Raw genomic sequence first — 24,468 nt, forward strand, 5'->3', positions numbered from 1 at the left:
ATCGACCCTGATTAGCCCGGGAAATCACGGCCATTGCGCATCGCGATGCGTGTGCTGCCGCAACATTCACGCGGCCATGATGACGCCGCAAATGGCTACCGAAGATTGCACATGCCGTGATGACAAGCCGAACCTGCAGCGATAGCCTGCCGGCAAAACAAAACAGACGGGAGGAAATGCCATGCCTGATGCAATGGTTGCTGCGCGTGCCTCTGACGCGGGGCGCGGAACCAGCCAGCAGGTCGATGTTGCCGTGGTCGGTGCCGGATTTGCCGGCCTCTATCTTCTCCATCGGCTGCGCAAGGCCGGCCTGACGGCGGTCGGCCTCGAAGAAGCCGGCGACGTCGGCGGCACCTGGTACTGGAACCGATATCCCGGCGCGCGCTGCGATATCCAGACCATCGATTACAGCTACACCTTCGATCCCGATCTCGAGACCGCCTGGACCTGGTCGGAGAAATACGCGACCCAGCCGGAGATCCTGCGCTATCTCGGCTTCGTCGCCGACCGCTATGATCTCAGGCGTGACATCCGCTTCAAGACCAAAGTCACGGAAGCGAAATGGGACGAGGCCACCGAACGCTGGCAGCTCACCACCGACAATGGCGCAGCGGTCTCCTGCCGCCATTACATCATGGCCACCGGCTGCCTCTCGGCGCCGAAGCCGCCGGAGATCGACGGCGTCAAGGACTTCAAGGGCGAGGTCTATTTCACCGGACGCTGGCCGCATGACGGCGTCAATCTCGCGGGAAAACGCGTCGCGGTGATCGGCACGGGATCGTCGGCCATCCAATCGATCCCGCTGATCGCCGAACAGGCCGCACACGTGACCGTGTTCCAGCGCACGCCGAATTTCGCATTACCGGCGCATAACGGCCCTGCGCCTTCCGATCGCATGAGCCTGCTGCAAGGCGATCGCGCGGCCTATCGCGAGCAGGCGCGCCAGTCGATGGCCGGCGTGCCCTATCCGCAGCAGACGGTCGTGAGCTGGCAATTAAGCGATGCCGAGCGTCGTGAGCGGTTCGAACGCGCCTGGGCGGCCGGCGACCTCGTCCACATCCTGACCCAGCTCTGGGCCGACCAGGCGGTCGACATCGACGGCAACAAGATCGTCCAGGACCTGATCCGCGAGAAGATCCGCGCCGCCGTCAAAGACCCCGAGACCGCCGCGGCGCTGATGCCGGACGATCATCCGTTCGGCGCCAAACGCCCCTGCCTCGATACCAATTATTACGCGACCTACAACCGGCCGAACGTCACGCTGGTCAATCTGCGTCAGGAACCGATCAAGGCGATCACCGCAAGCGGCATCACGACGTCGAGGCGCATCGTCGACGTTGACGTGATCGTGTTCGCGACCGGCTTCGACGCCATGACCGGCGCGATCCGCGCCGTGCACCCGATCAGCGGACGCGGCGGCAGATCGCTCACCGATGTCTGGGCGCAGGGGCCGCAGACCTATCTCGGGCTCACCGTCGCAGGCTTCCCGAACTTCTTCATGATCACCGGCCCCGGCAGCCCGTCGGTGCTGTCGAACATGGCAGTGTCGATCGAACAGCATGTCGACTGGGTGGTCGATCGTCTCGCAGCATTGCGCGACGCCGGCTTCACCACGATCGAGCCGACCGCGACGGCGCAGGCCGGCTGGAACAGGCACATGGCCGACTGCTCGATGGTGACGCTGCACCGGCTCGCCAACACCTGGTACACCGGCGCCAACGTGCCCGGCAAGGTGCAGGGCCTGATGCCCTATACCGGCGGCGTCGGTCCCTATCGCGGCATCTGCGACGAGGTCGTCAGCCGCGGCATGCTCGGCTTCAAGCTGACCGGCCCCGATGTCGCCGCGCAATGCAATGACGGCGAGGTGGTGCGCCTGCAGCCAGATGTGCGGCTGGTGCTGAACCTGCTGGCGTCGCTCAACCTGCCGCCGATCGAGTCGATGGGCGCGATCGGTGCCCGCGCCTTCGTCGACGAGTTCAACAAGGGCCGCCCCGCTGGACGGCCGATCGGCGAGATCGTCGACGGCACCCTGCCCGGCGCCGACGGCCCGCTGCCCTACCGGGTGTACCGGCCGGCAACACCGGGGCCGCATCCGGTCGTGGTCTATTTCCACGGCGGCGGCTGGGTGCTCGGCGACGAGCAATCGGACGAGCCGTTCTGCCGCGACATGGTGCGGCGGACCGGCATGATGCTCGTCAGCGTCGGCTATCGTCATGCGCCCGAGCATCGTTTCCCGGCCGCGGCCGAAGACGGCTACGCGGCGACGCGCTGGATCGCGGAGCACGCCGCCGAGCTCGGCGGCAGGCCAGGCCCGGTGCTGGTCGCGGGCTGGAGCGCCGGCGGCAACATCGCCGCCGTCACCTGCCAGCTTGCGCGCGATCGCGGCGGCCCTGAGATCGCCGGCCAGCTCCTGATCTGCCCGGTCACCGACTGCAGCTTCGACCGCCCCTCCTACAACGACAATGCGACCGGCTATTTCCTGACCCGGTCGCTAATGTACTGGTTCTGGGACCTCTATTGCTCGCCGGCCGACCGCACCGATCCGCGCGTCTCGCCGCTCCGCGGCAAGGTCTCAGGGTTGCCGCCGGCCTTCGTCGTCACCTGCGAATTCGACCCCCTGCGTGACGAAGGCATCGCCTATGCCGAGAAAATGGCTGCCGCCGGCGTCCCGGTCGAGCAACTTAGGGCGCGCGGCCATTTCCATTCGTCGTTCACCATGGTGGACGTGGTGATCACCGGGGTCTCCGGCCGGGTGCAGATGGCCGAGGCCTTGCGGCGCTTCGCCGGGCTTCCGCCCGAAGTTGGTCGCGGCGATGAGACCAGCCACAGTCACACCAGCCCAGGGCATAGAATCGCCGCGGCCGCGAGCTGAAAGCGAACATTGGCCGGGAACTATTTCCCCGTCATCGCGTTTGGTGCTGTGGCATTGAGATGCAGTAATGGGTGTAGGCCCCGGTACGCAGGATCGTGTGCCGGGGTTCTTTTTGCGTGAGGCGGGACGATGGGGGACGTAGTTGGGGATTCAAAGGTCGATTTTGGTGCCCTTGCGGTGCTGCATAAATGGCCATCGCTTGCGAACCAGCGACGGTCGGACCGAGCGTCGTACCAGGTGATCGAGGGCACGCTCGACGAATGCATCTCGGCGTTCATGGCGAAGCCGGCGGCGACCCGGCATCTCTATGAGATCCGCACGATCGCGCAGCCGCCGCTGGTCACGGACATCCTCTCGCCTGAGCACATCACCGAGCTGGCGCGCCTGAGAGAATTTCTCTGATCCCCGCAGAAGCACCTCTGAGCGCAGGAACCTTCTTCCGGTTTTTCCCGTTGATGGTGATCGGAAGCGAAGGCGTGAGTGCCTCACATGCTTGAAGCCGGCGTGACAGCCCCGGTCGTGCCCTATGGCGCAGACCAGACCCTGTTCGTGGTGATCGACCGCCTCGACAAGGCGACCGAAATCCGTGTCGAGCGAAGCGATCTCGACGCCACGATTGGCGAACTCGTCGCCGGCTGCTTCAACGACCCCGTCAAGGTTATCTCCTTCAACACGCTCGAGCACTGGATGAAGGACATCTCGACCGACGTCGCCGGCGAGATTCGGGCGCGCTGCGACATCGATGGCGTGACGCTGCCCGACTATCTCAGCGACTTCGTCGAGAGCCATAGCTGAGCGTGCATGGAGGATGAAAATCAGGCGCGCCGGTACTTGCCGGCGATGACCTCGATCTCGCGGCGGCGTTCGCCCGCGAAGGTCAGGAGCTTTTCGATCGTCAATGTATCCGTGATCCGTTTGGCCAGCCGCTCGGCGCGTGCGGCCTGATCTTCGAGATACTGGATCGTGGTCAAACGCCGCCCCCAATTGCTTCGGTGGATTCCCGAATTGCTCGGTATCCATGGTGCGCTGGAGGCGGCTAACAGTCGGTTAAGCACAGCATTTCGGATCGATGTCACTGCAAATTATCGCACCACGTCGAGCCGGACATTGGTGACACCCTTGTCGACCATGCCGAGCGCCTCGGCTGCGGAGGGAGAGATGTCGACCACGCGTCCGCGAACATACGGCCCGCGATCGTTGATCCTGACGGTCACGAACCGGCCGGACGAGACATCGGTGACGCGCAGCTTGGTGCCGAACGGCAGGCTGGGATGGGCCGCGGTCAATTCGTTCTTGTCAAACCGCTCGCCGCTTGCCGTCTCCGTGTCCGAATAGAAACTGGCGACGCCATGCGAGACGCTTTGCTTTGCATCACCGTCGGGGACGCGCGCCCGGCTGATCGGACGCGGATGCAGCGCCGCCACCCTGTGCGGGCGCTCGACAGCGGCTTGGCGGTGGGTGCCGAGATCGGCCTTCTGGCGGCCGACCGGCGATTGCGCACACGCCGCAAGCGACGCCGCGCCGATGATGGCGAGCAGGATCCGGCACAGGGTTGCCGGCGAAATCCGGGCAGTTTCGGCACGTGCAAATCGAGACATGATGCGCCCTCCGAACGGCCCCGAGTTTCGGTGGGCAATGAGGGCAGAACCTTGTCGGAACGAAAGCGCGCCTGAGGCCGCAGCCGTTTCGCGTTTAGCTGTGACGATTCCACCACACTGGCTTGTCCTGAATCGAGACAGACTCGTCGGAGAGGCCCGATACGACGCGCCAGATCATCGGGCGCATCTGCGGCTGAACCTCGCCAGGTTCGGCGTCGCTCCTCGAGAGCCGCGCGAGCTCGCGCCGATAGAGCAGCCTCCAGCCGGTTTTCAGGCTGGCGAGAAAGTCGAGCTCCCGTTGTGTCAGCGTGCACATCATGAACCCGATCCGGTTGCGAGAGCCGCGCCGTCAGCCGACGAGGCCTCCCATCGGCTTGACGTCGGCGCTGCCCGGGAAGACGGCTTCTGCGAGCACCTTCTCCTCGACACGCAGATGATCCCGCAGCAGGCCCTTCAACACCGCGCGCAAATCCGTGGTCGGCCTGAGATCGCGATCCTCGAAGAGTTGCGCCGGCTTCAGGCCCGGCCAGTCCGCGATCACGCGGCCACCGGTGAGCCCGCCGCCGATCAGGAAAGCGACCGTGCCCGTACCGTGGTCCGTACCCTGCGTCCCGTTGATACGCGCGGTTCGCCCGAACTCGGTGACAACGGCCACGACCGTTTCGCGCCACGCATCACCCATGTTGCTCTCGATCGCGGCAAAGGCGCCATCGAGCGCGCCGAGCAGATTGTAGAGCTGGCCCGAGGCCGCGCCCTCGGCGATGTGCGTATCCCAGCCGACAAAGCCCATGGCGCCGACGCGCGGACCGTCGGGCTTGGCGAGATAGCGCGCGGCCGTGCCGGCGGCTTCGGCGAAGTAGGCGCGGACGCGCGCGATGCCGGGCGGCGCCAAGGTCGGATCGTCAGACATCGGATCGCCCGTGCCCGATGCCCCGCCGAGCGAAGCGAGCTTCATGCGGGCCTGGAGCACGGTCGCAAGCTTCGGATCGGTGTGCTGGTAGAGATCGAGCAGGCGGTTCTGCGTGTCCTCGCTCGCCGGCAACAATCGCTGCGGCACCCATGTCATGACAGGCGCCGAACCGCGCACCACCAGCGGCGTCACGGAGCCGATGCCGAGCGCGCGGCTGCCGCGCGGGTCGACACGCCCGCCGGATTCCAGCGCGAGCAGCGCGCGGTTGAGCCATCCCGAGCTGGTCATGCCGGGCTTGACGAGCCCGCTTTCCAGCACGTCCTGGCCGTCGAAATGCGAACGCTCGCGATAGGGCGTCGCGGTGGCATGGACGATGGCAGCCTTGCCGCTCTTGTAGAGCCGATGCAGGTTCGGCATCGCCGGATTGAGCGCGAAGAAGGCATCGAGCGGCAGCGCTGGCGGCTTGCCGTCCAGCACCAGCGCACGATCGCCGCGCAAGGAAATCCAGTCGGGATCGCCGACCGGCGCAACCGCGCCGAGGCCGTCGAGCGCTCCGCGCAGCACGATGACCAGCAGTCGCGGATCGCGCCCTTCGGCGCGCGCGATCCCAGGCATCTGGCTCCACGCGAACAGCGCGCCGGACCCGACCAGAAGCTCGCGCCGCGTGGGCAAATGATTGACGACGCCCATGCTCACCTCCTCTGAAAATCCGCCGACATGAACAAGAGCGCCAACGCCTGCTGCCGGCTCTCGGCACGGCCGACCGCCTGCTTCACCTCGGGCGCGATCTCGGATCCGAAGACGTCCTCGATGATCGCCTGCGGATCGGCCATGCCAGTGATGCGCTCGGCGAAATTGTTGGCGACGTCGAGCCGCCGGCCGACGCCGTCGATCCAGCTGGGCTCGTCATCCGGATAGCCCTTCGGCGCCGACGGACGCCACAGCGCCTCGCCGAGCAGTTCCTGGCCGCCGGTGAAGCGGACGGGATCGACGACCGTGATGCCGGTCGCACGCACCATGCCGACGACCCATTCGCCGGGGCGCTTGAGCTTTGACGGCGGCCCGCGCCAGGCCTCGTCCGAGGACACCATCGCAATCGCGACCTGCTTGAGATCGCCCTCTGTGTCGCGAAAGATTTTTGCCATCTGCTCGACGAGCACCGGCGGCGGATCGTCGGCGACGAAATGGCGCGCGAGCTTGGTCGCGACATGGGTCGCGGTCGCGGGATGCGCGGCGAGATCGCGCAACACGGCGCGGCCCTGCTCGGCATCCTCCTGCTCGTAGCGCTTGCCGAGCACGGTCTGTCCGCCGGGCTCGTGCAGCCGCGGATTGAACGTAAAATCGCCGCCGTGCTGGGGATCGGCGCCCGGCGGCACCAGCGTCCAGCCCGTCAGCACATTGGCGAAGCTGATGACGTCGTCCTGGGTGTAGCCTGCGCGCACGCCGAGCGTATGCAGCTCCATGATCTCGCGCGCGAAGTTTTCGTTGAGGCCGCTGCTACGGTTGATGCCGGCCGTCGAGTTCGCGCCCATCGAACCAAGATTGTCGAGATAGACCAGCATCGCCGGATGGCCCTCGACGGCCAGCAGGAGATCGACGAAGCGGCCGAGCGCATTTGCGCGAACGGCTTCGCGCTCATAGGCGCCGGACATGCTCTGGATCCGGTTGGCCGAGACGCAGAAATGGTTGGACCAGAACCACACCAACCGCTCGGCGAAACCGATGTCGGCGGAAAGCGCAGCTTCCGTGCGCACCTTGGCTTCCTGCAAATAGATCGGACGTCCGGGATCGGGAATGGCGTCGGCTGCCTGCTTGGCCGCCATCTCGGCGGCGTCCTTGTCCGCTACCTGCCCTTGCGTCTGGTCTTCCGACATGGTCGGCGTCGCCGCCACCTGCTGCTTTTTAGCCTGCTGCTGGGCCTGCTTGGCGCGCGCCGTGCGCCGCGCATTGGCATCGGCCACGGTGCGATAGGCCTTTGCGCTGGAGGGGAGGCTAGCGGCAGCGTTCAAGACGAGCGGGCGGTCGAGTTCGGCGATCAGCGCGCCACGCGGGTCGGTCCCGACAGCCGCGATCGATCCCGGACGCGGCCCCATTCCGAAGCGATGAAGCGCCAGCACAGAATTGGCCTTTGCAGAACTGCTCATGGCGAATGCCTAATTCTTTCGAGCCTGCCGACAGTGTCGGCGCGAAGCTACGAACCGTAATGCTACGGATTGTAGCATTAACGACGTGAGTCTGCAAGCGTAGATTGAGCGACCGCCGCCACGAACTCGGGCGCCACCACTCCCGCAGAGCGGCAGCGGCGTTCGTCCTAAAAATTCGGCCCGAGCGCGATTTTCGTGATCGTGCCGTTTCTGACACCGATGCGCCATTCCGCCGAACCATTGGCGAACTGGGCGACATAGATGTCGCTGTCGAGCGCGGTGACGCCGCGGAAGGAGACCGCACGCAGCGCACCTAGCCGCGTCAGAATCGCCTGATCGAACGGAAGCTGCGCGCGTGTGATATCGGCGACTTCCGACGTCATGCGCTCGTAGTCCGGCTGTCCCCGGCCGACGCCCTCGATGTAACGGCGCAGCATCTCCTCGCCATTGGCGATCGGAACGGCGCGCCGCGCTGCGCGACCCGGACGCGCGCCGAGGTTTGAGGCCTCGACATTGTGGAAGCGCGTTTGCCGACCCGGCACCAGGATCTCCATGCACCGTCCCGACTTGTCGGCAATCACCCACGGATTGTTCACGGTGGTGGTGGAGGCCCAGGTCATGTTGGGCCTGACGACGCTCTGCGTCTTGCGATTGCCGTCGGCATCGAGATTGAAAACCTGGATGTCGTCGCGCATCTCGTTATAGACCATGATCCTGATCGGCGAGGTGCCGGCGCGGCCGCGCACGTTCGCCTCCTCCGAGCAAGGCACGATGCCACCGAGTTCGTCGTTGCCGTCGGCTCGGAAGATCACATCGCCGGCCTTGCCGTCGGGCTCGATCAGCAGGCGGAATTCGGCCGTGCCGTTTTCGAATTTCGCGCCATAGATGTCGTAGCCGCCAGGACCGACGCCGCGGAAGAAGATCGATTCCAATCCGCCGAGCGCAACGAACGTCGCGTGCATTTCATTGAGCTGGCGGTGGATCTTGGCCGCGAGCGGCGCGCTCATGCGATCGTAGTTCGGCGTGCCGGCGCGCAGATCCTCGATCCCCCGCAAGATCATCTCCTTGCCGCCGACCGCCGGGACCTGCTCCCTGAAGCGATCGGGGACTTCGGCAAGGCGGCGCGCGAAATCCGCTTGGACCGCCTGTGCCACCGCCGCATCGACGCGGGCTGCGAGGCGGCCGCCGAAAACCGCACTTTGTAGCAACACGCGCGAGACCCTCGACTGCTCGTCGCGCAGGAAGATCACGAGATGGTCGCCGCGGAAGGAGAAGGCATCAGTACCCTCGGCCAGGACTTGCGTCGCCCCCTGCCCGGTTTCCTGCAGCCAGAGACGGTCACCATCGCGGCGGACGGTGAGCACGCGGTTCGGCGCAATCCTATACCAGCCGACATATTGATCGAGCGAGGCAGGTTCGGTCGTCGGCGCCGGCATCTCGGCGACACGCACCGCGCGCACGTCGCGGCCGTTGATCCGCAGCATCAGTTCGGAGGAGCGGCGTTCCGCATCGAGCGGGAACGTGATCTCGCCCGACGAAGCCAGGTAGGACGCGGTGCCGTCGCTGCCGACGGTCAGGCGCAGCCGACGTTGCCCGGTGAGCTGGCCGTAGAGATTATCACCTTCGCGGAAGATGGCGAACACCGAGGCCGGGCCCATGGCGTAGAAATTGACGAAGGGGCGGTAATGCTGGGCCGGCACCTCTCCACTATCGGCGGCGAGCGGCGCAGGCTCCGGGGTGCGATAGGCGATCATGCCGGCGGACACGATCACGGCCGGGACGATCGCGGCCGCGATCCACAGCCGCTTGCGCCAGCCGACCGCGACCGGCATCGCGGCCGTCGCGATGATGCGCTCGACGCGCGCGCGCACGGTCGAGGCCCGCGCCATCGCGAGCTCGACCGGCCGCGGGTTTACCGTGCTTGCGAAATCAAGCAGGATTTCCGCATAGGACAGCCGGTCGTCGATCACCTCGATCGCCTCGGCATCACTGATGATCTCGGCAAGTTCGGCAAGACGCGCGAGCTGCCACCAGGCGAACGGGCTGAACCAGAACACCGCGCGATTGAGGGAAGCGAGCAGGAGGATATAGAAATCGCGGTTGGCGACATGCGCGCCCTCATGCGCGAGCACCGCGAGGCGCTTCTTGGCCTCCCAGCCGGAAAATTGCGGCGGCACCAGAATGGTCGAGCCAAACGTGACGGGACCGCCGACCTCGCGGCTGACGCGCACATCGGCGTCGACCATCTGCGGACCGTTGATTGGCCTTGCCGCGCGCGCGAGGCGCCAGGTCAGACAGAGCCCAATGGCCAGCCGCAGCAGCAACAGGCTGGCGACGCCGACATGGACGACGGTAGCGATCAGCCACCAATTGACGGAGAGGCCGCTCTGCGCCGGCGCAACTATCGCCGCGCCGGGCGCGATCGGCTGCATGGGCTGCGGCATCTCAAACATCGAGATATCAGCCGGCAGGACATCAGCCGGCACCGATACCGGCAATGGCAGCCGGGTGATCGTGACCGTCGGCCAATGCATCACCAAGGGCATCGCCACGGACGCCAGCAGCACGACGACCCACGCCGTCATGTGGACGTGCGGATTGCGCACGCGAAACAGGTTGAGACCGAACCAGACGACGCCTCCCAGCACAAGGGAGCGCAGCGCCGCCTCCGCCAGAGTTGCGATCATTCTTTCTTCACTCCCCTCGCCTTCTTCGCCTTGGCCACCTGGTCGGCCAGCGTGCGCAACTGCTGCTGGTCGAGCATTGCATTGTCGACCATGCCGACAAGGACCTCCTCCATCGAGCCGTTGCAGAACCAGTCGACGATGCGCTGCACCGCCTTGGCCGCAACCCGCGCGCGCGCTTCGGCTGCGTGGTAGACATAGGTGCGTCCGTCCACCGTGTGCCGAGCATAGCCCTTTTCTTCCAGCCGGCGCAGCACCGTGCGGACCGTCGATTCCTTCAGCCGACGCGACAGCTTCTCGCGCACAACCTCGGCCGTGACAGGACCATGGGCCCAAACCAGTTGCATGACCTCGTGCTCGAGGTCGCCCAGGTCGGGCAAACGATCGTCCATGGCGGCTTACCTTGGTTTCGCATTTTCGTGTAACGCTACAGAGCGTCGCATATACGACCGCGCCGCGCAACGGGGCTTCTACCTGAAATGGTATCGCGTGCTGACCTAACCGGGGAAATAACGTCTCGCGAGTCGGATCGACTTTCTATCGGGCTAGCAGACTGCCCTGCCCCTCACCCGGATTGCGCCGGACGATGCTTCGCATCGCCGGGGGCAATCCGACCTCTCCCCGCAGAAGAGCGGGGAGAGGTTATGGAGGCAACCTCTCTCACTCCCTCGCTCCGTCTTACGGGGAGAGGATGGGGTGAGGGGTTGCCTCCGCAAATCCAGATCGAATTGTAAGCGTCAGTACTTCGGCTCGTACATCTGGGACTGAACCAGTCCCTTCACGTCGTTGGGCGCGGGTCCGTCCGCGAGTCCGCGCTGAAAGGCGACATCGGCGACGGCGGCGGCGATACGCACCGAGACCTCGCGGATGCGCGGCAGCGCCGGGTAGAGGCTGCCTTGTGCGAGATCGTCCTTGCCGACGCAATCGGCGAGCGTATGGGCGGCCGCCATGAACATCTCGTCCGTGACGAGGCGCGAGCGGCTGGCGATGACGCCGAGGCCGACGCCCGGGAAGATGTAGGAGTTGTTGCCCTGGCGCGGCACGAAGGTGCGGCCGTTGAGCTTGACCGGGTCATACGGACTGCCGCAGGCAAACAGCGCGCGGCCGCCGGTGTAGCGGTAGGCGTCCTCTGCCGAGCATTCGGCCTTCGAAGTCGGATTGGAGAGCGCGAACACGATCGGCTGTTCGTTGAGTTCGGCCATCGCCTTGAGCACGTCGGGCGTGAAGGCACCCCCGGCGGCGGCAACACCGATGATCGCCGTCGGCTTCAGCGTCCTGATCGCCGTGAGGAAGTCGGCGATCGGCGCCTGGCCGGCATGGGCATAACGGAGCTTGTGGCCGGACAGGCCTTCACGGCCGCCGACGACGAGGCCGCGGGAATCCACCAGCCAGTTGCGGCGGAGCGCTTCCGCTTCGGAGGCGCCCTCCGCCATCATGGCGGACGTCACGAGATCGGCGATGCCGGTCGCGGCCTCGCCCGCGCCGAGGAACAGGATTCTCTGATCCCTCAGTCTGCCGCCGTTGACGCGCAGGGCCGAAAACAGGCCGGCGAGCGCCACTGCAGCCGTGCCCTGGATGTCGTCGTTGAAGACGCAGGCTTCATCGCGGTATTTGTGCAGCAGCTTGAACGCCGAATGGTTGGCGAAATCCTCGAACTGGATCAGCACTCCCGGAAAGGTCTTTCGCGCGGCGACCATGAACTCGTCGACGAAGCTGTCATAGGCCTCGCCCGTGAGCCGCCGCTCGCGCAAGCCGAGATAATACGGGTCTTTCAGCAGCTCTTCGTTGTTGGTGCCGACGTCGAGCACGATCGGCAGGCACGTTTCGGGATGCACGCCGGCGCAGGCGGAATACAGCGAGAGCTTTCCGACCGGAATGCCCATGCCGTTGGCGCCGAGATCGCCGAGGCCGAGGATGCGCTCGCCATCGGTGACGACGATCAGCTTGGCCGGATAGGGCCAGTTCTTCAGGATCTCGGCGATCTGGCCGCGATCGCGCGAGGAGATGAACATACCGCGCGGGCGCTGGAAGATCAGGCCGTATTTCTGGCAGGCGAGCCCGACCGTCGGCGTGTAGATGATCGGCTGGATCTCGTCGATATTGTCGACGACGACACGGAAGAACAGCGCCTCGTTGCGGTCATGCAACGCATTCAGCGCGACATATTTCTCGAGATCGGTCGGCAGCGTGCGCAGATTGACGAGCACGCGCTCGACCTGGGTCTCCATCGTCAGCACGCAAGGCGGAAGCAGGCCGCGCAGGCCGAGCGCATCACGCTCCTGCCCGGTGAAGGCGGTGCCCTTGTTGAGCAGGGGATCGCGCAGCAGCGCCATGCCGTGCACGGAATCGGACGATGTCGAATGGGCGCTGACCCGAGCAGGTCTATTCACGAATTCCCCCAGGGAGTTTCTTATTGAAGGGCAGGCATTGTCGGCCAGCGCTCACTGGAGATCAAGGAGGCAGAAGCCTGCGGCAAGGATCGTGATCCCGCACCGCAGCGAGGATTCGTGAGAGGCAAAGGTTAACGCCGCAATGCTGGCGCTCCTCGGCATGAGGAGGCCGCCTAGGACGTGTACTCACAAACTCCAAGGCAAAGCTAAGGTCCCACCTGGAGCGCGATCGGCGGCGTGTGACCCCTTAGCCGACTTGCGCAATCTCGTTCACCGTGCCGCTCTCGCCTTCATCAACACGAAGAGGTGGGAGCCTGCGGCAATTACCGAGAAAATGACTATGCCCAGCTCGACACCGTGCACACGTTGCGGCGCGTATGTGGAAGCCAGCCAAATAAACAGCCGAACAGCCGCCATGAAGGCGATCATTCCCCACATCACCATCCATTTTGGGGCGTACCACGTCGGCTCGCCGTTACGGCCCCACTGCATTGCAACCCGTTCGCGCTTGATACGAGGTCCAAAGTAAAGGTTGAACGTGAGGACTAGCGCGTTAGCCACGCCAAAAACGTAATCTGCGGGCAACATGGTTTGCGCTTCCCGGAAACATGGCAAACTTTGCGCGAGACGCATTGGCAATCTATGCTTGTCTTCATGGACGCGCTCGCGTCTCCTTTCGGTGTGGTTGCCAGCGGGTTGACCCGTCACCTGAGCCCGGTTGTGGCCCATCGCCGAAGCCAGCCCCGCCTTTCGTAATCGTGGAGATTGACGCCAGTTCGCCTTTAGTCCATTTTTTGCTCTTGGTTGATACGACCTGCTGCTTGCGCCCTCCGGGGATGGTAAACGTATCCAAGGCTTTCAGCCCTTTGCCCGAACGAGTCGGGCCAGTAACGCAAGCTCTGGCACTTCTTTCTCGTTCACGAGCAAAGGATGGAGACATGCGCGACTTCCGCAACGCTAAGGCCATGGCCCAAACGCTACGTGCGGGCCTTGCTGCCAAAGGTATCAAGATCACCGTTAGCCAAAGCCTTGAACTCATGGCTGTGATGTTCGGTCTAGCCGATTGGAATACGCTATCTGCCGCAATCAAGGCGGAGAAAGCTGTTCCTCGGGAGAGGGTCTCTTCGTTGCCGGCCCTGCAAAGCAATTCGTCCCCGCTGATTTCGGGAGAGCTTGCCACGACGCTACGTCGAGCCATCGGCTTCGCCGACCAGCGAAATCATGAATACGCCACGCTGGAACATCTTCTTCTTTCGCTACTAGAAGACGCTGATGCTTCGGCATCCATTAATACCTGCAATGCCGATCCTACTGGGCTAACGGAGAGACTTGTCGATTAAATCGACAGCGACCTGACGAAATTAATTATGGAGATCCGCGCCGAGCCCAAACCGACCGCTGCTTTTCAACGTGTTGTCCAGCGTGCGGAGGTTATGCGGAAAGCGGTGGGTCGCTCCATAGTAACCGGCGCAGACGTCCTTAGGGCAATTCTCTACGAAACGCAGAGCCCGGCTGCGCGCTTTCTCGCTGAACAGGGAATTACCTATCAGGAACTATTCGGAACGGATGGCGCAGGGCGCAGATGAAGCGCGTCGAGGCGGACGTCTAGAATTGGCTCATCTTACTACCTCGGAGGCCATCCGCCCTTCCCCCGATGTTGGCAGCAAACTAGGCATCAGGTGGCCAGTCTTGATGAGCACACGCCCTAGGTGACAGCGTCATTCCGCCTTGATGTCAGCGGCCTTCACGATCGGCCACCATTTCTCGGTCTCGGCCTTCTGGAAGGCTCCGAGTGCTGTGGGCGTTTGCTGATCGGGCGGAGGAATCTCCTGCCCCAATTCGCCAAACCGCTGCTTCACGGCAGGATCGGCAAGCACGGTGACGATGGCCGCGTTGAGCTTCGTAACGATCTCCTTCGGCGTGTTCTTCGGTGCCCAGATGCCGTGCCAGTAGGAGATGTAGAGACCGGGCAGCCCCGCCTCGTCGACCGTCGGGATATCGGGCGCGGAGGCGAGCCGCGTCGGTGACGTCACCGCGAACGCCTTGATCGCACCGTTCTTGTAGTGCGGCAGCGAGTTCGAGGCCTGATCGAACATGATGTCGATCTGCCCGGCCACGAGATCGATCATGGCGGGCCCGGCGCCGCGATAGGGCACGAACTGGAAGTCGGTGCCGGTTCTCTCCTTGAAGAAGACACCGGCGACGTGGGCCCCCGTGCCGGCGCCGGCCGTGCCGGCAGTCACCTTGCCGGGATTGGCCTTCAGCCACGCGATCATCTCCTTCAGAGTGTTGGCCTCGATCGACTTCCGGCCGACGATGAGCTGCGTGCCCATCGCGATCGTCGCGACCGGCTCGAAGTCGGCGATCACGTCATAGGGCAGCTTGAAGATCGCGCCGTTGAGCACATGCGTGCCCCAATGGCCGATCGTGATCGTGGTGCCGTCAGGCGTTGCGCGCGCGACGCGGGCGCCGGCGATGCTGCCGGAGGCGCCCGCCACGTTTTCGACCACGATCGTCGCGTGCAATTCGGCGGCGATGCGTTCGGACAGGATGCGCGCCAGCGTGTCGGTCGGACCGCCCGCCGCGAACGGCACCACGAGGGTGATCGGCCGCGTCGGAAACGGCTGGGCGTTTGCCGGTGTGGCCCACGCCGCACATCCAAACAACGCACAAATGACGATCACATGACCGCGCAGTCCAGCCCACCGCCCCCACATTCCATCCACCCTTTTTCACCGCCCGCATGTCGTCAGCGAACTGGGGCGAAGTGAACGCTGCCGGTTCAACCAAGGCAAGCGGTAAGTTTACCGAGCGACTATCCTGCCGCTCGACGCGGCGCCAGATGAGCGGCGCTGTCAGCCGGCGGCGCGATGTGCATCAGGATGGTCTGGGTGGCGGATGCGACCTCGATGCCGTTGTGCTGGAAACGCTGCTTCATGCGGCGGTTGAATTCGCGCTGCACCGGCCAGCGGCCAGCCTCGGTGCAGCGGATCTGGCCCACGATCGACACCATGGCGCCGTCGACCTTGTCGATGCCCCAGAGCTCGAGATCGCCGCGGATCAGGCTGCGGAATTCCACCTCGCGGCGCATCTCGTCGACGATGTCCTTGAGAATCTGGCCGGCGCGGTCGGTATCCTCCTTGTAGGCGACGTTGACGCTGACGGACGCATTGCCGGCGCCGCGGCTGGCGTTGGTGATGGTCGTGACCGCGCTGAACGGCACGATGTGCACGGCACCGTCGCCGGCCCGGAGCCTGATCGTGCGGATCGAGACGTTCTCCACCACGCCCGATAGCCCGGACACGCTGACGTTGTCGCCGACCTGGACGGTGTTCTCCAGCAGCAGGAACAGCCCGGTGATGAGGTCCTGCACCAGCTTCTGCGAACCGAAGCCGATGGCGATGCCGACGATGCCGGCACCCGCCAGCAGCGGTGCGACGTTGACGCCGATCTCGCTGAGCGCCGTGAGGCCGACGACGGTGGCGATCACGCACAGCAAGGCCGTCCGCAGCATCGGCTGAAAGGTCCGCAGCCGCGCTGCGCGCGCATAGTGCCCGTCCCGCGACAGCGAATTGATCTGGCGGTCCAGCAGCGCGTTGCTGGCTTCCCAGATCGCAGCTGCAATGAATACGGCAAGTCCGATCGTCACCACCGCCGAGATCAGCCGGCTGCCGATCTGGCCGCCATAGAACCAGACGATGGCGTCGACGCCCCAGACTTCGAGCACGGCCACCAGGCCGATGAAGGCGATGACGCCGGATACGATCTTGCGCAGCAGTGGCAGATAGCGGTTGGCGCGGATCTCGAGGCCTGGAAAGCGCTGGAGGATTTCCGGCTTGATGCGGAAGCCGCGGTCGATCAGGCCCAGCGTCAGCATGATGGCAACGCGCGTGATCAGCGCCACCGCGATGGTGCCGACGAAATATTGCAGCAGCAACGAATAGCCGTTGCGAATGTTCAGCGCCCACACGGCCCACAACGCCAGGTCGAGCGCGATGGCGAGATAATGCCAGCCGCCCGCAATGCGGTTGCGCAGTCCCGCCGCGATCCCCTGCCGGTCGGCCGGCGCGCGGATGGCTTCGGCGACCTGGCGGCGGCATTGCAGGATGATCACGACGATGAAGAGATGCACGACCAGCATCACCATGCGCAGGAGCGCGGCATAGCCGCCGCGATGCAGGCCGAGCAGCAGCGCCACATTCGCAAAGGCGATGCCGGAGACGCCGACACCGACGATACGGCGCGCCCAGATCTCGATATAGGCGGCGGTTTCGGCCTTGACCGGAAACAAGCCGAACGGTCCCGCCAGCACACGGACCACACAGATGAGCCCGCGCGAGAACGCATAGGCATTGACGACGGCGAGGATCACGAGGCGGACGGTGGTGGGCTCGCCGATCTCGGTGCCGAGCAGCGCCGTGGCGACACCGACAAAGACCAACACGGGTAGCAGCTCGAGCAGGAAGCGTCCCAGCACGAGCGGCAGCCGCAGCATGATTTGCCAGGCCCGCGCCAGGCTGTGGCGGCGCATGTGCAGTTCGGGCGCGGGGGTGACATCGGCCACCGATGACGGGGGATCGGCAATGGGCAATACCTGCACCGGCAGACGCGCCGTTTGCGGCATGCGCCCTTCCAGGAAGGCGACGGGGCGCCGGATCAGACGGAAGATCACCCATTCGGCGCAGAAGGCGCAGCCGAACACCAGCGCGAGCTTCCAACCAATCTCGATCAGGAGATTGTAGGCCGCGGGATCGTTCGCGGTCCGCACGATCCAGTAATAGAACGCCGGGAAGTGCGTGAGCGTCCTGGCCATATCGGCGACGTCTCGCGAAATTTCGCCGATCTCCTCAGACACGGTGAGCATGAGCTGCGCACCGAGGCCGTCGGCCGCGAGCGGGATCGGCGATTTTGGTTCGGGCGCGGGCTGCTGTGCACCAGACGCATTGGCGATCACGCGCAGCGTGTCGATCATCTGCGCGCGCTTCTTGTCATCCTGCAGCGTTTCCAGCGCGCGCTTGGCCTCATCGGGCGATAACGCGGCAGCGCTGTTTGCCGCAGGCGCAGGCGGCGCGGCGCGGACGCTGGAGAGAGACGAGATCGCGATCAAGAGCGCGGCGAGAAGCGCGAAGGCAAGCTTATGCGACACGAGGGATTCCCTGGGAAAAATGAATGCGACGGCGACGTCGGGACCGTCACCGCCGAAGCACATGCATCATGTCGGATCGACGCTATTCGCCCGGGCGCTGTGTCGGAAGTTGGCCAATGAGGCGACATTCTCTTGGCATTTGCCGCGGTGCAGGAAGCGGGAACCGCGGTCTCAAGGCCGGGCGTGCAGCGATTGGAATGCGGGCACGCGGCTGGAAGCTCGGCTGCGGCCATCCTTCGAGACGCCCGCCTGCGGCGGGCCCTCAGGATGAGGGGATGCGTATGCGGCAGCATTTCAACGCAAATGGATGCAGCTGAGCCTCATCCTGAGGAGGCCGCGAAGCGGTCGTCTCGAAGGACGAGGCGCTCGCTCAGGCGCCGCTGAGACGTCATGTGCGATCGCCCTGATATGCGATCGCCCTGCGTCATTCCGGGAGTCGCCCCGGAATGACGCGATGAGGAGGAGGAGAGAAGCAGGATGTCAAAAGCGCGGCGGCCTCGTCACGGCCATCCGACATGATCGCTGTGATGCAATCGATGTGATGCAGAATACAGCGCCGGGCAGGTAGGGGCCATGCCACACTGATGCAGCCCACTAGACCTTGGCCCGGCGTGCCGTTCGCGTTTCTGCCGCTATGCGATAGTCCGAACGAGCTCCATCGCACTTAACGCGGCTGGTTCTGCGGAGGTGGTGTCATAGACCTCCCCTTGCTCTTGATGTGGACGTTGCGCGTCGCTTGTTTGCGACCATTGGGATGGTCCTCCCGTGACGCAAGACTGTCAAGCAAGATCAATGGTGCGCAAATCACATTTGAGGGCGCGTTCCATCTCACCTGCGAGGGATTCGCTGCAGCGAAATACGAGAAGTCGGCGGATTGCAAGAACCGCCCTTCCCGCCAATGTGGAGCGCGTCTGCTACGGGATGGCGCGCGGGTACTGAGGGTTTGGGGATGATGACATCATGCTCCTGTTTTGCCCGACGTGTCAACGATTTCGTTAAATCCGCAGGCGCTCGCGCTGGCCTTCAAGTCATTGATTTCGCTGTCCCCCGCTACTGTGCATGGGGTTGTTTTCGCGTTTTTTGTTTCTTGCCCGCCTTCTCCTCGTTCTCCTCCTTCTCCAGCGCCTTGCGCACCTCCTCGAATTCGCCCAGCGAGGCCTTGTCGGCGCGGGGGAAGCGCAGATCGAGCTTTTCGAGCGCCGCGACGATGGCCGACCCGATCACGACGCGGGCGAACCATTTGTGATCGGCCGGCACGACATACCACGGCGCATGCGGCGTTGCCGTGTGCCGGACGATGTCCTGATAGACCGCCTGGTAGCGCGGCCACAGCGCGCGCTCCTTGATGTCGTCCATCGAGAACTTCCATTGCTTGGCCGGCTCCTCCAGCCGGTCGAGGAAGCGCTCGCGCTGCTCGTCCTTGGACAGGTTGAGGAAGAATTTCAGCACCACGGTGCCGTTGCGACAGAGATAGCGCTCCCACGCAGAGATGTCCTCGAACCGCTCCTTCCAGATGCTCTTGGTGACGAGCTTTGGCGGCAGCTTCTCCTTGGCGAGTATCTCCGGGTGCACCCGCGTCACCAGGCATTCCTCGTAATGGGAGCGGTTGAAGATGCCGATATGGCCGCGCTCCGGCAGCGCGACCGCGTGGCGCCAGAGGAAGTCGTGGTCGAGCTCTCTGCTGCTCGGCGCCTTGAAGGCACTGACTGCGCAGCCCTGCGGATTGATGCCCTCGAAGATCGCCTTGATCGCAGAATCCTTGCCGCCGGCGTCCATCGCCTGGAACACGATCAGCACCGACCAGCGGTCCTGGGCGTAGAGCTTCTCCTGAAACGCGATCAGCCGCTTCTTGTTGGCGTCGAGAAGCTCCTGCGCCTTCTCCTTGTCGAGATCGCCCTTCTCGTCGGTCTTGTGGTCCTTGAGATGAAACTTGCCCGAACCGTCGTAGCGGAATGGCGTGATGTAGCGGTCAAGTTCCTGGGCGAGCGATTTGGACGGCTTCTTGCTCATGAGCGCGGGGCACCTTGCGTTGCGGCTTCAATCGATCGAGCAAGCTACCAAGGATGCCCTTCGGAAGGAATATGATGAAAAGCACCAGCAGCACGCCGTAGACGAGATTGTCCCAGCCGACCGCCTTGGTGCCGAAGCCGATGCGCAGGGTCTCGGCCAGCATAATCGTGATGATAGCGCCGAAGGTCGGGCCGAGCGAGACGAACAGGCCGCCGACGATGGCCGCGAACACCATCTGGAGCGACACCGCGATGCCGCTGACGGTGTCTGGCGTGATGAACATCTGGTACTGGCAGTAGAGCGCGCCGGCCAAGGCCGTCATCAGCGCGCTGAGCAGCGTGATCTTCAGCTTCTCCGCGGTCACGTCGACGCCGGCGGCGGCCGCGGCGTCCTCGTCCTCCGAAATCGCCTCCAGCGCATAGCGGGCCATGCTGCGGTCGACCCAGTGCCAGACCACGATGCCGAACAGCCAGACCCCGAGCGCGATCAGGTACCAGGTGATCTTGTCGTCGAATTGCAGCGACCAGAGCTTGTTGCCGGCGGCCCGGTTCGGCGTGTAGCCGAGCGACCCGCCGGTGTAATCGCGCGTCGCCGTGATGACCTGGAGCACGATGCCGGAGAGCGCGAGCGTCACCAGCACGAAATAGTGCCCGGTGATGCGAAAGCGAAAACAGGGATAGCCGACGATCAGCGCCAGGGCGCCGGCCGCGGCCATGCTGACGGGAATGCCGATCCAGGGCGACCATCCCAGGTGATTCCAGAGCAGCGCCGTGACATAGGCGCCGATGCCCATGAACCCGCCATGGCCGAGCGAGACCAGGCCGAACCGCCCCATCATCGACCATGACGTATAGGCGAACGACCAGATCAGGATCAGCACCATGATGTGCAGATGATAGGGATCGCGATAGACGAAAGGCAGCGCGACCAGCGCCGCCAATCCGATACCCCAAGCCGCAAGCCGTCCCCGCCCCATCATCGGCGCCTCGCAAGCAGGCCCGCGGGCCGGATGAACATCATGACGATGAAGAAGGCGAAGGCGAGCACGTAGCCCCATTCGAGATCGGAGAACAGGCCGCCGAGCGAGATGATCTCGGCGAACACGAAGGCGGCGATGAAGCCGCCGATGAAATTGCCCAAGCCCCCGAGCACGCAGATCAGGAAGGTGATCGGCCCGAACGACAGGCCGACGAAGGGATGCACGTCATATTGCAGAACCAACAGGCAGGCGGCGAGCCCGGCCAGCCCCCCGCCGATTGCCGAGGTGATGAGATAGATGCGCTTGGTATCGACGCCCATCAGCGCCATGATCTGCCGGTCCTGCGAGATCGCCCGGATCGCGGTGCCGGTGAAAGTCCGCGTCATGAACAGATAGACCGCGACCATGCCGACCAGCGCAGCCAGGAAGGACAGAAGTCGTGCGTAGCTGAAATTCATGTCGCCGAAAGCGAGCACCGGCAGGCGGATGCCGAGGTTACGGAAGTCGATGCCGAAGGCGACGGTGGCAAAGCTCTGCAGCACGAACAGCACCCCGCCGGTCGCGAGCAACTGGTTGATCGGCGGCGCCATGAGCAGCGGCGCGATCACGAGGTAATGCAGCGCCGCGCCGAGCAACGCGACCAGCAGGATAGTGAGCGGCGCGGCGAGGAAATAGCTGATGCCGTAATACTGCACCAGGAAGTACATGGCGTACATGCCGATCATCACCAGCTCTGCGTAGCAGATCCAGGTCACGTCGATGACGCCGAAAATCAAATTGAGCCCGAGCGCAAGCAGCGCCAGCACGCCGCCGAGCAGGATGCCGTTGATCACGGCCTCCAGCAGGTAGATGTCGAAAATGTCCAGAAATGCTTGCATGCCCGCATGAACCTCACACCCCGAGATACGCTTCCTTGACCGTGTCGCTCGCCAGCATCTCGGCCGAGGTGCCCGAGGACCTGATCGTGCCCGCCTCGATCAGATAGGCACGATCGACCACCCGCAGCACCTGCTGCACATTCTGCTCGACGATCAGCACGGTCAGCCCGCTGGCGCGGATCCGCTTCACCAGCTCGAACACCTGCTGCACCACGACCGGCGCGAGCCCCGCCGACGGCTCGTCGAGCAGCAGCAGCTTTGGATTCGACATCAGCGCCCGGCCGATCGCGCACATCTGCTGCTCGCCGCCGGACATGGTGCCGGCCATCTGGTGGCGACGCTCCTTCAGGCGCGGAAACAGGTCGAACACCACGTCCAGCCGCTCGGCATAACGGCTGCGCGCCTCCTTCATGAACGCTCCCATCTTGAGATTGTCATCGACCGACAGCTGCGGAAACAGCCGCCGGTTCTCCGGCACATGCGCGATCCCGAGGCTGACGATCTTGTGTGGCGGCGTGGCCACGACGTCGACGGCTTCCATTCTGATCGACCCGCGCGAGGGGCGGATCAGCCCGGAGATGACACGCATCAGGGTGGTCTTGCCGGCCCCGTTGGGCCCGATAACGCCGACGGCCTCACCCGCCCTCACGTCGAGATCGACGTCGAACAGTGCCTGGAAGGTGCCGTAGCCGGCATTGACGCCGCGGAGCTCCAGCATCGGCTACCCTCCCGCGCGGCGGCGCGCTGCGGCGGCCGCGGCTTGCGTGGTCTCGGCATCGGTGCCGAGATAGACCTCGATCACACGGGGATCGCCGGCAACGGCACTCGGCAACCCTTCCGAGATCTTCTCGCCGTGATCGAGCACCATGACGCGATCGACGACGCGCATCAGCACGCCCATGATGTGCTCGACCCAGATGATGGTGATGCCGAGTTCGTCGCGGATGTTGCGCAGCATGTCGGCCGCCTGACCCATCTCGGCCTCGTCGAGGCCGCCGAGGCTCTCATCGGCCAGCAGAAGTTTTGGCGCGGTGGCGAGCGCTTTCGCCAGTTCGAGCTTTTTCAGACCGGCTGCGCCGAGGCCATCGACACTGGCATGGCGATCGGTCGGCAAGCCGACCATCGCCAGCGATCGCTCGGCCGCCTCCTCGGCCCTGGCACGGCTGTGGCGGCCCTGGCCGTAGAATCCGGCGAGCGCGACGTTCTCGAAGATCGTCAAGCGGCGGAATGGCCGCGGAATCTGGAAGGTGCGACCGATACCGGTGTTGATGATCCGGTGCGGCGGAAGGCCTGCGATCTCGGAGCCGCCGAACAGGATCGAACCGGACGTTGGCGCCAGCGTGCCCGAGAGCATATTGAAGATCGTGCTCTTGCCCGAGCCGTTGGGGCCGATCAGGCCGAGGATCTCGCCCTGATCGACCTTGAAGGACACATTGTTGACGGCGGTGAAGCCGCCAAACCGCTTCACCAGCCCGCTGACTTCCAGCACCGTCCCTCTCTCCTTGCTTCGCTTATTTGCTCTACTGGTTGCTGTAGGTGGTGCCCTTCGGCAACGGCAGCACGGCCTCGCGCTGCGCCTGGCTCTTGGGCCACACCACGGAGGACTTGTCGTCAATGTACTGGATCACGACCGGGAACGAGCGCTCGTTCTGCCCGGCCATCGGCGTGCCCTCGCCGTAAAACTTGACGCCGAAGCCGAGCATGGTGCCGCCCTCGGGGATATCGGTATCGAGCGCAGCCTTGCGCAGCGCATCCGGATCAACCCCGCCATATTTCTTGATTGCGCGCGGCAGCACGTCATTCATGAACACATACGTGTTGGACGCACCGATGCCTACATGCGCCGAGCGGATGGCGACGCCGGGCCGGATCTTGTCGAACTCCTCGCCGACCATCTTGATCACGGGCGGGAGCTTGGGATCCATGGTCTTCTGGTTGGCAAGCCAGATCGAGATCGGGTCGGTGTTGAAGATGTAGGTGGCATCCGTGCCCATGCCTTCCTTCAGCTTCTCGTAGACGCCGTAACCCGCACCGTGTCCCATCAGCGCGCCGAACTTCAGCCCCTGCTCGCGCGCCTGACGCAGCAACAGCGTGATATCAGGGTTGTAGCCGGTGTGGAAAATGACGTCGGGCTTGGCGCGCTTCAGCTTGGTCACCAGCGCGGAGAGGTCAGGCGCGGTGGCCGAATAACCCTCCTTCATCACGACGTTGAAGCCCGCCTTCTTCGCGCCGGCCTCGTTGCCCCTGGACACGTCGACGCCATAAGCGCCGTCTTCGTGAATGATGGCGACGCGCAGATCCTTCGGCTCCTTGTCGAACTTCGCCTTGGCGTTCTGCGCGATGAAATCCATCGTCATCATGCCGAATTGATCGCCGCTCGCCTGCGGGCGGAAGACGTATTTATAACCCTTCTCGTTGAACACGGCCGACGAGATGCAGGTCGTCATCCACATGAACTTCTTGAGCTGCTCGACGCGAGCGGCGACCGGCACGCATTGAGCCGAGGAGAAGAAGCCGAGCACCATGTCGACCTTTTCCTGCTCGAGCAGGCGGACGGATTCGTTGATCGCGATGTCGGGCTTGCTCTGCGCATCGGCATAGACTGCTTCGATCTTGTAACCCTCGACGCCGGTCTTGGCGAAATGGTCGAGAACGATCTTTGCCCCGATATAGCCGAGTTCGGAGCCGCCGCCGGCGAGAGGCCCGGTCAGATCGAAAACGACGCCGATCTTGATCTTCTTCTCTTTGCCTTGATCCTGGGCCTGGGCGGACAGCGCCAAGCCCGTCGCTGATATCGCGACCAACAGCCCACGCACCAAACGGGCAGCCATGCGCACGCGCATCAGAACCTCCCTGG

Annotated in this window: 20 protein-coding genes and 1 pseudogene; 4 read left to right on the forward strand and 17 right to left on the reverse strand. The window is 64.3% G+C overall.

The window, feature by feature from the left end; all coding sequences use genetic code 11:
- Window positions 1–181 precede the first annotated feature (181 nt).
- The 3 genes from ABIB90_RS20040 to ABIB90_RS20050 all read left to right on the forward strand — a co-directional run bounded on the left by ABIB90_RS20040 (window position 182) and on the right by ABIB90_RS20050 (window position 3,667).
- Window positions 182–2,872 carry a flavin-containing monooxygenase gene (locus tag ABIB90_RS20040; protein ID WP_354201263.1) on the forward strand — a complete coding sequence of 897 codons (2,691 nt, stop codon included), beginning with the start codon at window positions 182–184 and terminating at the stop codon, window positions 2,870–2,872.
- Between the two features lie 129 nt (window positions 2,873–3,001).
- A complete protein-coding gene (locus ABIB90_RS20045) occupies window positions 3,002–3,274 on the forward strand; it encodes a hypothetical protein (RefSeq protein WP_354201264.1) in 273 nt (90 codons plus the stop codon).
- Between the two features lie 87 nt (window positions 3,275–3,361).
- On the forward strand, window positions 3,362–3,667 hold the full coding sequence (locus tag ABIB90_RS20050) for a hypothetical protein (protein WP_354170671.1): 306 nt from the start codon (window positions 3,362–3,364) through the stop codon (window positions 3,665–3,667).
- 20 nt (window positions 3,668–3,687) lie between these two features.
- Here the strand turns inward: ABIB90_RS20050 and ABIB90_RS20055 are convergent, their stop codons facing one another.
- The 9 genes from ABIB90_RS20055 to ABIB90_RS20095 all read right to left on the reverse strand — a co-directional run bounded on the left by ABIB90_RS20055 (window position 3,688) and on the right by ABIB90_RS20095 (window position 13,186).
- On the reverse strand, window positions 3,688–3,843 hold the full coding sequence (locus ABIB90_RS20055) for a hypothetical protein (RefSeq protein WP_198288273.1): 156 nt from the start codon (window positions 3,841–3,843) through the stop codon (window positions 3,688–3,690).
- 111 nt (window positions 3,844–3,954) lie between these two features.
- On the reverse strand, window positions 3,955–4,470 hold the full coding sequence (locus ABIB90_RS20060) for a septal ring lytic transglycosylase RlpA family protein (RefSeq protein WP_354170668.1): 516 nt from the start codon (window positions 4,468–4,470) through the stop codon (window positions 3,955–3,957).
- Between the two features lie 94 nt (window positions 4,471–4,564).
- On the reverse strand, window positions 4,565–4,789 hold the full coding sequence (locus ABIB90_RS20065) for a hypothetical protein (protein WP_354201265.1): 225 nt from the start codon (window positions 4,787–4,789) through the stop codon (window positions 4,565–4,567).
- 30 nt (window positions 4,790–4,819) lie between these two features.
- Window positions 4,820–6,070, reverse strand: coding sequence for a DUF1501 domain-containing protein (locus ABIB90_RS20070; protein ID WP_354201266.1), 1,251 nt, complete (start codon window positions 6,068–6,070; stop codon window positions 4,820–4,822).
- Window positions 6,071–6,072: 2 nt separating this feature from the next.
- Window positions 6,073–7,524 (reverse strand): DUF1800 domain-containing protein, encoded by a 1,452-nt coding sequence (locus tag ABIB90_RS20075; RefSeq protein ID WP_354170664.1) that lies wholly within the window; start codon window positions 7,522–7,524, stop codon window positions 6,073–6,075.
- A gap of 167 nt (window positions 7,525–7,691) precedes the next feature.
- A complete protein-coding gene (locus ABIB90_RS20080) occupies window positions 7,692–10,211 on the reverse strand; it encodes a M56 family metallopeptidase (RefSeq protein ID WP_354201267.1) in 2,520 nt (839 codons plus the stop codon).
- Window positions 10,208–10,600 (reverse strand): BlaI/MecI/CopY family transcriptional regulator, encoded by a 393-nt coding sequence (locus tag ABIB90_RS20085; RefSeq protein ID WP_007601043.1) that lies wholly within the window; start codon window positions 10,598–10,600, stop codon window positions 10,208–10,210. The genes ABIB90_RS20080 and ABIB90_RS20085 overlap by 4 nt, the downstream gene beginning before the upstream one ends.
- Window positions 10,601–10,945: 345 nt before the next feature.
- Window positions 10,946–12,598: an NAD-dependent malic enzyme gene (locus tag ABIB90_RS20090; protein ID WP_354201268.1), complete on the reverse strand. Its 1,653-nt coding sequence runs from the start codon at window positions 12,596–12,598 to the stop codon at window positions 10,946–10,948.
- Window positions 12,599–12,868: 270 nt separating this feature from the next.
- A complete protein-coding gene (locus ABIB90_RS20095) occupies window positions 12,869–13,186 on the reverse strand; it encodes an SdpI family protein (protein WP_354201269.1) in 318 nt (105 codons plus the stop codon).
- 377 nt (window positions 13,187–13,563) lie between these two features.
- Between ABIB90_RS20095 and ABIB90_RS41645 the strand changes: the two are divergent.
- Window positions 13,564–14,184: pseudogene (locus ABIB90_RS41645) on the forward strand (Clp protease N-terminal domain-containing protein).
- A 132-nt stretch (window positions 14,185–14,316) separates the two neighbouring features.
- On the opposite strand, the gene ABIB90_RS20105 reads toward ABIB90_RS41645, so the two are convergent.
- The 8 genes from ABIB90_RS20105 to ABIB90_RS20140 form a co-directional block, all read right to left on the reverse strand.
- The gene (locus ABIB90_RS20105; RefSeq protein WP_354201271.1) at window positions 14,317–15,315 is read right to left on the reverse strand and encodes a tripartite tricarboxylate transporter substrate-binding protein; all 999 of its coding nucleotides are present in this window, start codon (window positions 15,313–15,315) and stop codon (window positions 14,317–14,319) included.
- A gap of 98 nt (window positions 15,316–15,413) precedes the next feature.
- The gene (locus tag ABIB90_RS20110; RefSeq protein ID WP_354201272.1) at window positions 15,414–17,744 is read right to left on the reverse strand and encodes a mechanosensitive ion channel domain-containing protein; all 2,331 of its coding nucleotides are present in this window, start codon (window positions 17,742–17,744) and stop codon (window positions 15,414–15,416) included.
- 1,050 nt (window positions 17,745–18,794) lie between these two features.
- Entirely contained in the window at window positions 18,795–19,754 is a 960-nt protein-coding gene (locus tag ABIB90_RS20115; RefSeq protein WP_354170649.1) for a polyphosphate kinase 2 family protein, read from the reverse strand.
- Window positions 19,714–20,733 (reverse strand): branched-chain amino acid ABC transporter permease, encoded by a 1,020-nt coding sequence (locus ABIB90_RS20120; RefSeq protein WP_354170647.1) that lies wholly within the window; start codon window positions 20,731–20,733, stop codon window positions 19,714–19,716. The genes ABIB90_RS20115 and ABIB90_RS20120 overlap by 41 nt, the downstream gene beginning before the upstream one ends.
- Entirely contained in the window at window positions 20,730–21,611 is an 882-nt protein-coding gene (locus tag ABIB90_RS20125; protein ID WP_354201273.1) for a branched-chain amino acid ABC transporter permease, read from the reverse strand. Before ABIB90_RS20125 ends, ABIB90_RS20120 begins: the two co-directional genes overlap by 4 nt.
- Window positions 21,612–21,624: 13 nt before the next feature.
- Window positions 21,625–22,329: an ABC transporter ATP-binding protein gene (locus tag ABIB90_RS20130; RefSeq protein WP_354201274.1), complete on the reverse strand. Its 705-nt coding sequence runs from the start codon at window positions 22,327–22,329 to the stop codon at window positions 21,625–21,627.
- 3 nt (window positions 22,330–22,332) lie between these two features.
- Window positions 22,333–23,100 (reverse strand): ABC transporter ATP-binding protein, encoded by a 768-nt coding sequence (locus tag ABIB90_RS20135; protein WP_354170642.1) that lies wholly within the window; start codon window positions 23,098–23,100, stop codon window positions 22,333–22,335.
- 31 nt (window positions 23,101–23,131) lie between these two features.
- Window positions 23,132–24,454, reverse strand: a complete 1,323-nt coding sequence (locus ABIB90_RS20140; protein ID WP_354170640.1) for an ABC transporter substrate-binding protein — start codon at window positions 24,452–24,454, stop codon at window positions 23,132–23,134.
- Window positions 24,455–24,468: the final 14 nt, after the last annotated feature.

The organism is Bradyrhizobium sp. JR4.1, assembly GCF_040548605.1.
Lineage (GTDB): Bacteria > Pseudomonadota > Alphaproteobacteria > Rhizobiales > Xanthobacteraceae > Bradyrhizobium > Bradyrhizobium canariense.

Bases quoted from the DNA above. Each gene is read 5' to 3' on its own strand.
- ABIB90_RS20140 (WP_354170640.1), bottom strand. From the start codon at position 24,454: ATGCGCGTGCGCATGGCTGCCCGTTTGGTGCGTGGGCTGTTGGTCGCG.
- ABIB90_RS20065 (WP_354201265.1), bottom strand. From the start codon at position 4,789: ATGATGTGCACGCTGACACAACGGGAGCTCGACTTTCTCGCCAGCCTG.
- ABIB90_RS20070 (WP_354201266.1), bottom strand. From the start codon at position 6,070: ATGGGCGTCGTCAATCATTTGCCCACGCGGCGCGAGCTTCTGGTCGGG.
- ABIB90_RS20095 (WP_354201269.1), bottom strand. From the start codon at position 13,186: ATGTTGCCCGCAGATTACGTTTTTGGCGTGGCTAACGCGCTAGTCCTC.
- ABIB90_RS20080 (WP_354201267.1), bottom strand. From the start codon at position 10,211: ATGATCGCAACTCTGGCGGAGGCGGCGCTGCGCTCCCTTGTGCTGGGA.
- ABIB90_RS20115 (WP_354170649.1), bottom strand. From the start codon at position 19,754: ATGAGCAAGAAGCCGTCCAAATCGCTCGCCCAGGAACTTGACCGCTAC.
- ABIB90_RS20050 (WP_354170671.1), top strand. From the start codon at position 3,362: ATGCTTGAAGCCGGCGTGACAGCCCCGGTCGTGCCCTATGGCGCAGAC.
- ABIB90_RS20120 (WP_354170647.1), bottom strand. From the start codon at position 20,733: ATGATGGGGCGGGGACGGCTTGCGGCTTGGGGTATCGGATTGGCGGCG.
- ABIB90_RS20075 (WP_354170664.1), bottom strand. From the start codon at position 7,524: ATGAGCAGTTCTGCAAAGGCCAATTCTGTGCTGGCGCTTCATCGCTTC.
- ABIB90_RS20105 (WP_354201271.1), bottom strand. From the start codon at position 15,315: ATGTGGGGGCGGTGGGCTGGACTGCGCGGTCATGTGATCGTCATTTGT.
- ABIB90_RS20130 (WP_354201274.1), bottom strand. From the start codon at position 22,329: ATGCTGGAGCTCCGCGGCGTCAATGCCGGCTACGGCACCTTCCAGGCA.
- ABIB90_RS20045 (WP_354201264.1), top strand. From the start codon at position 3,002: ATGGGGGACGTAGTTGGGGATTCAAAGGTCGATTTTGGTGCCCTTGCG.
- ABIB90_RS20060 (WP_354170668.1), bottom strand. From the start codon at position 4,470: ATGTCTCGATTTGCACGTGCCGAAACTGCCCGGATTTCGCCGGCAACC.
- ABIB90_RS20040 (WP_354201263.1), top strand. From the start codon at position 182: ATGCCTGATGCAATGGTTGCTGCGCGTGCCTCTGACGCGGGGCGCGGA.
- ABIB90_RS20085 (WP_007601043.1), bottom strand. From the start codon at position 10,600: ATGGACGATCGTTTGCCCGACCTGGGCGACCTCGAGCACGAGGTCATG.
- ABIB90_RS20125 (WP_354201273.1), bottom strand. From the start codon at position 21,611: ATGCAAGCATTTCTGGACATTTTCGACATCTACCTGCTGGAGGCCGTG.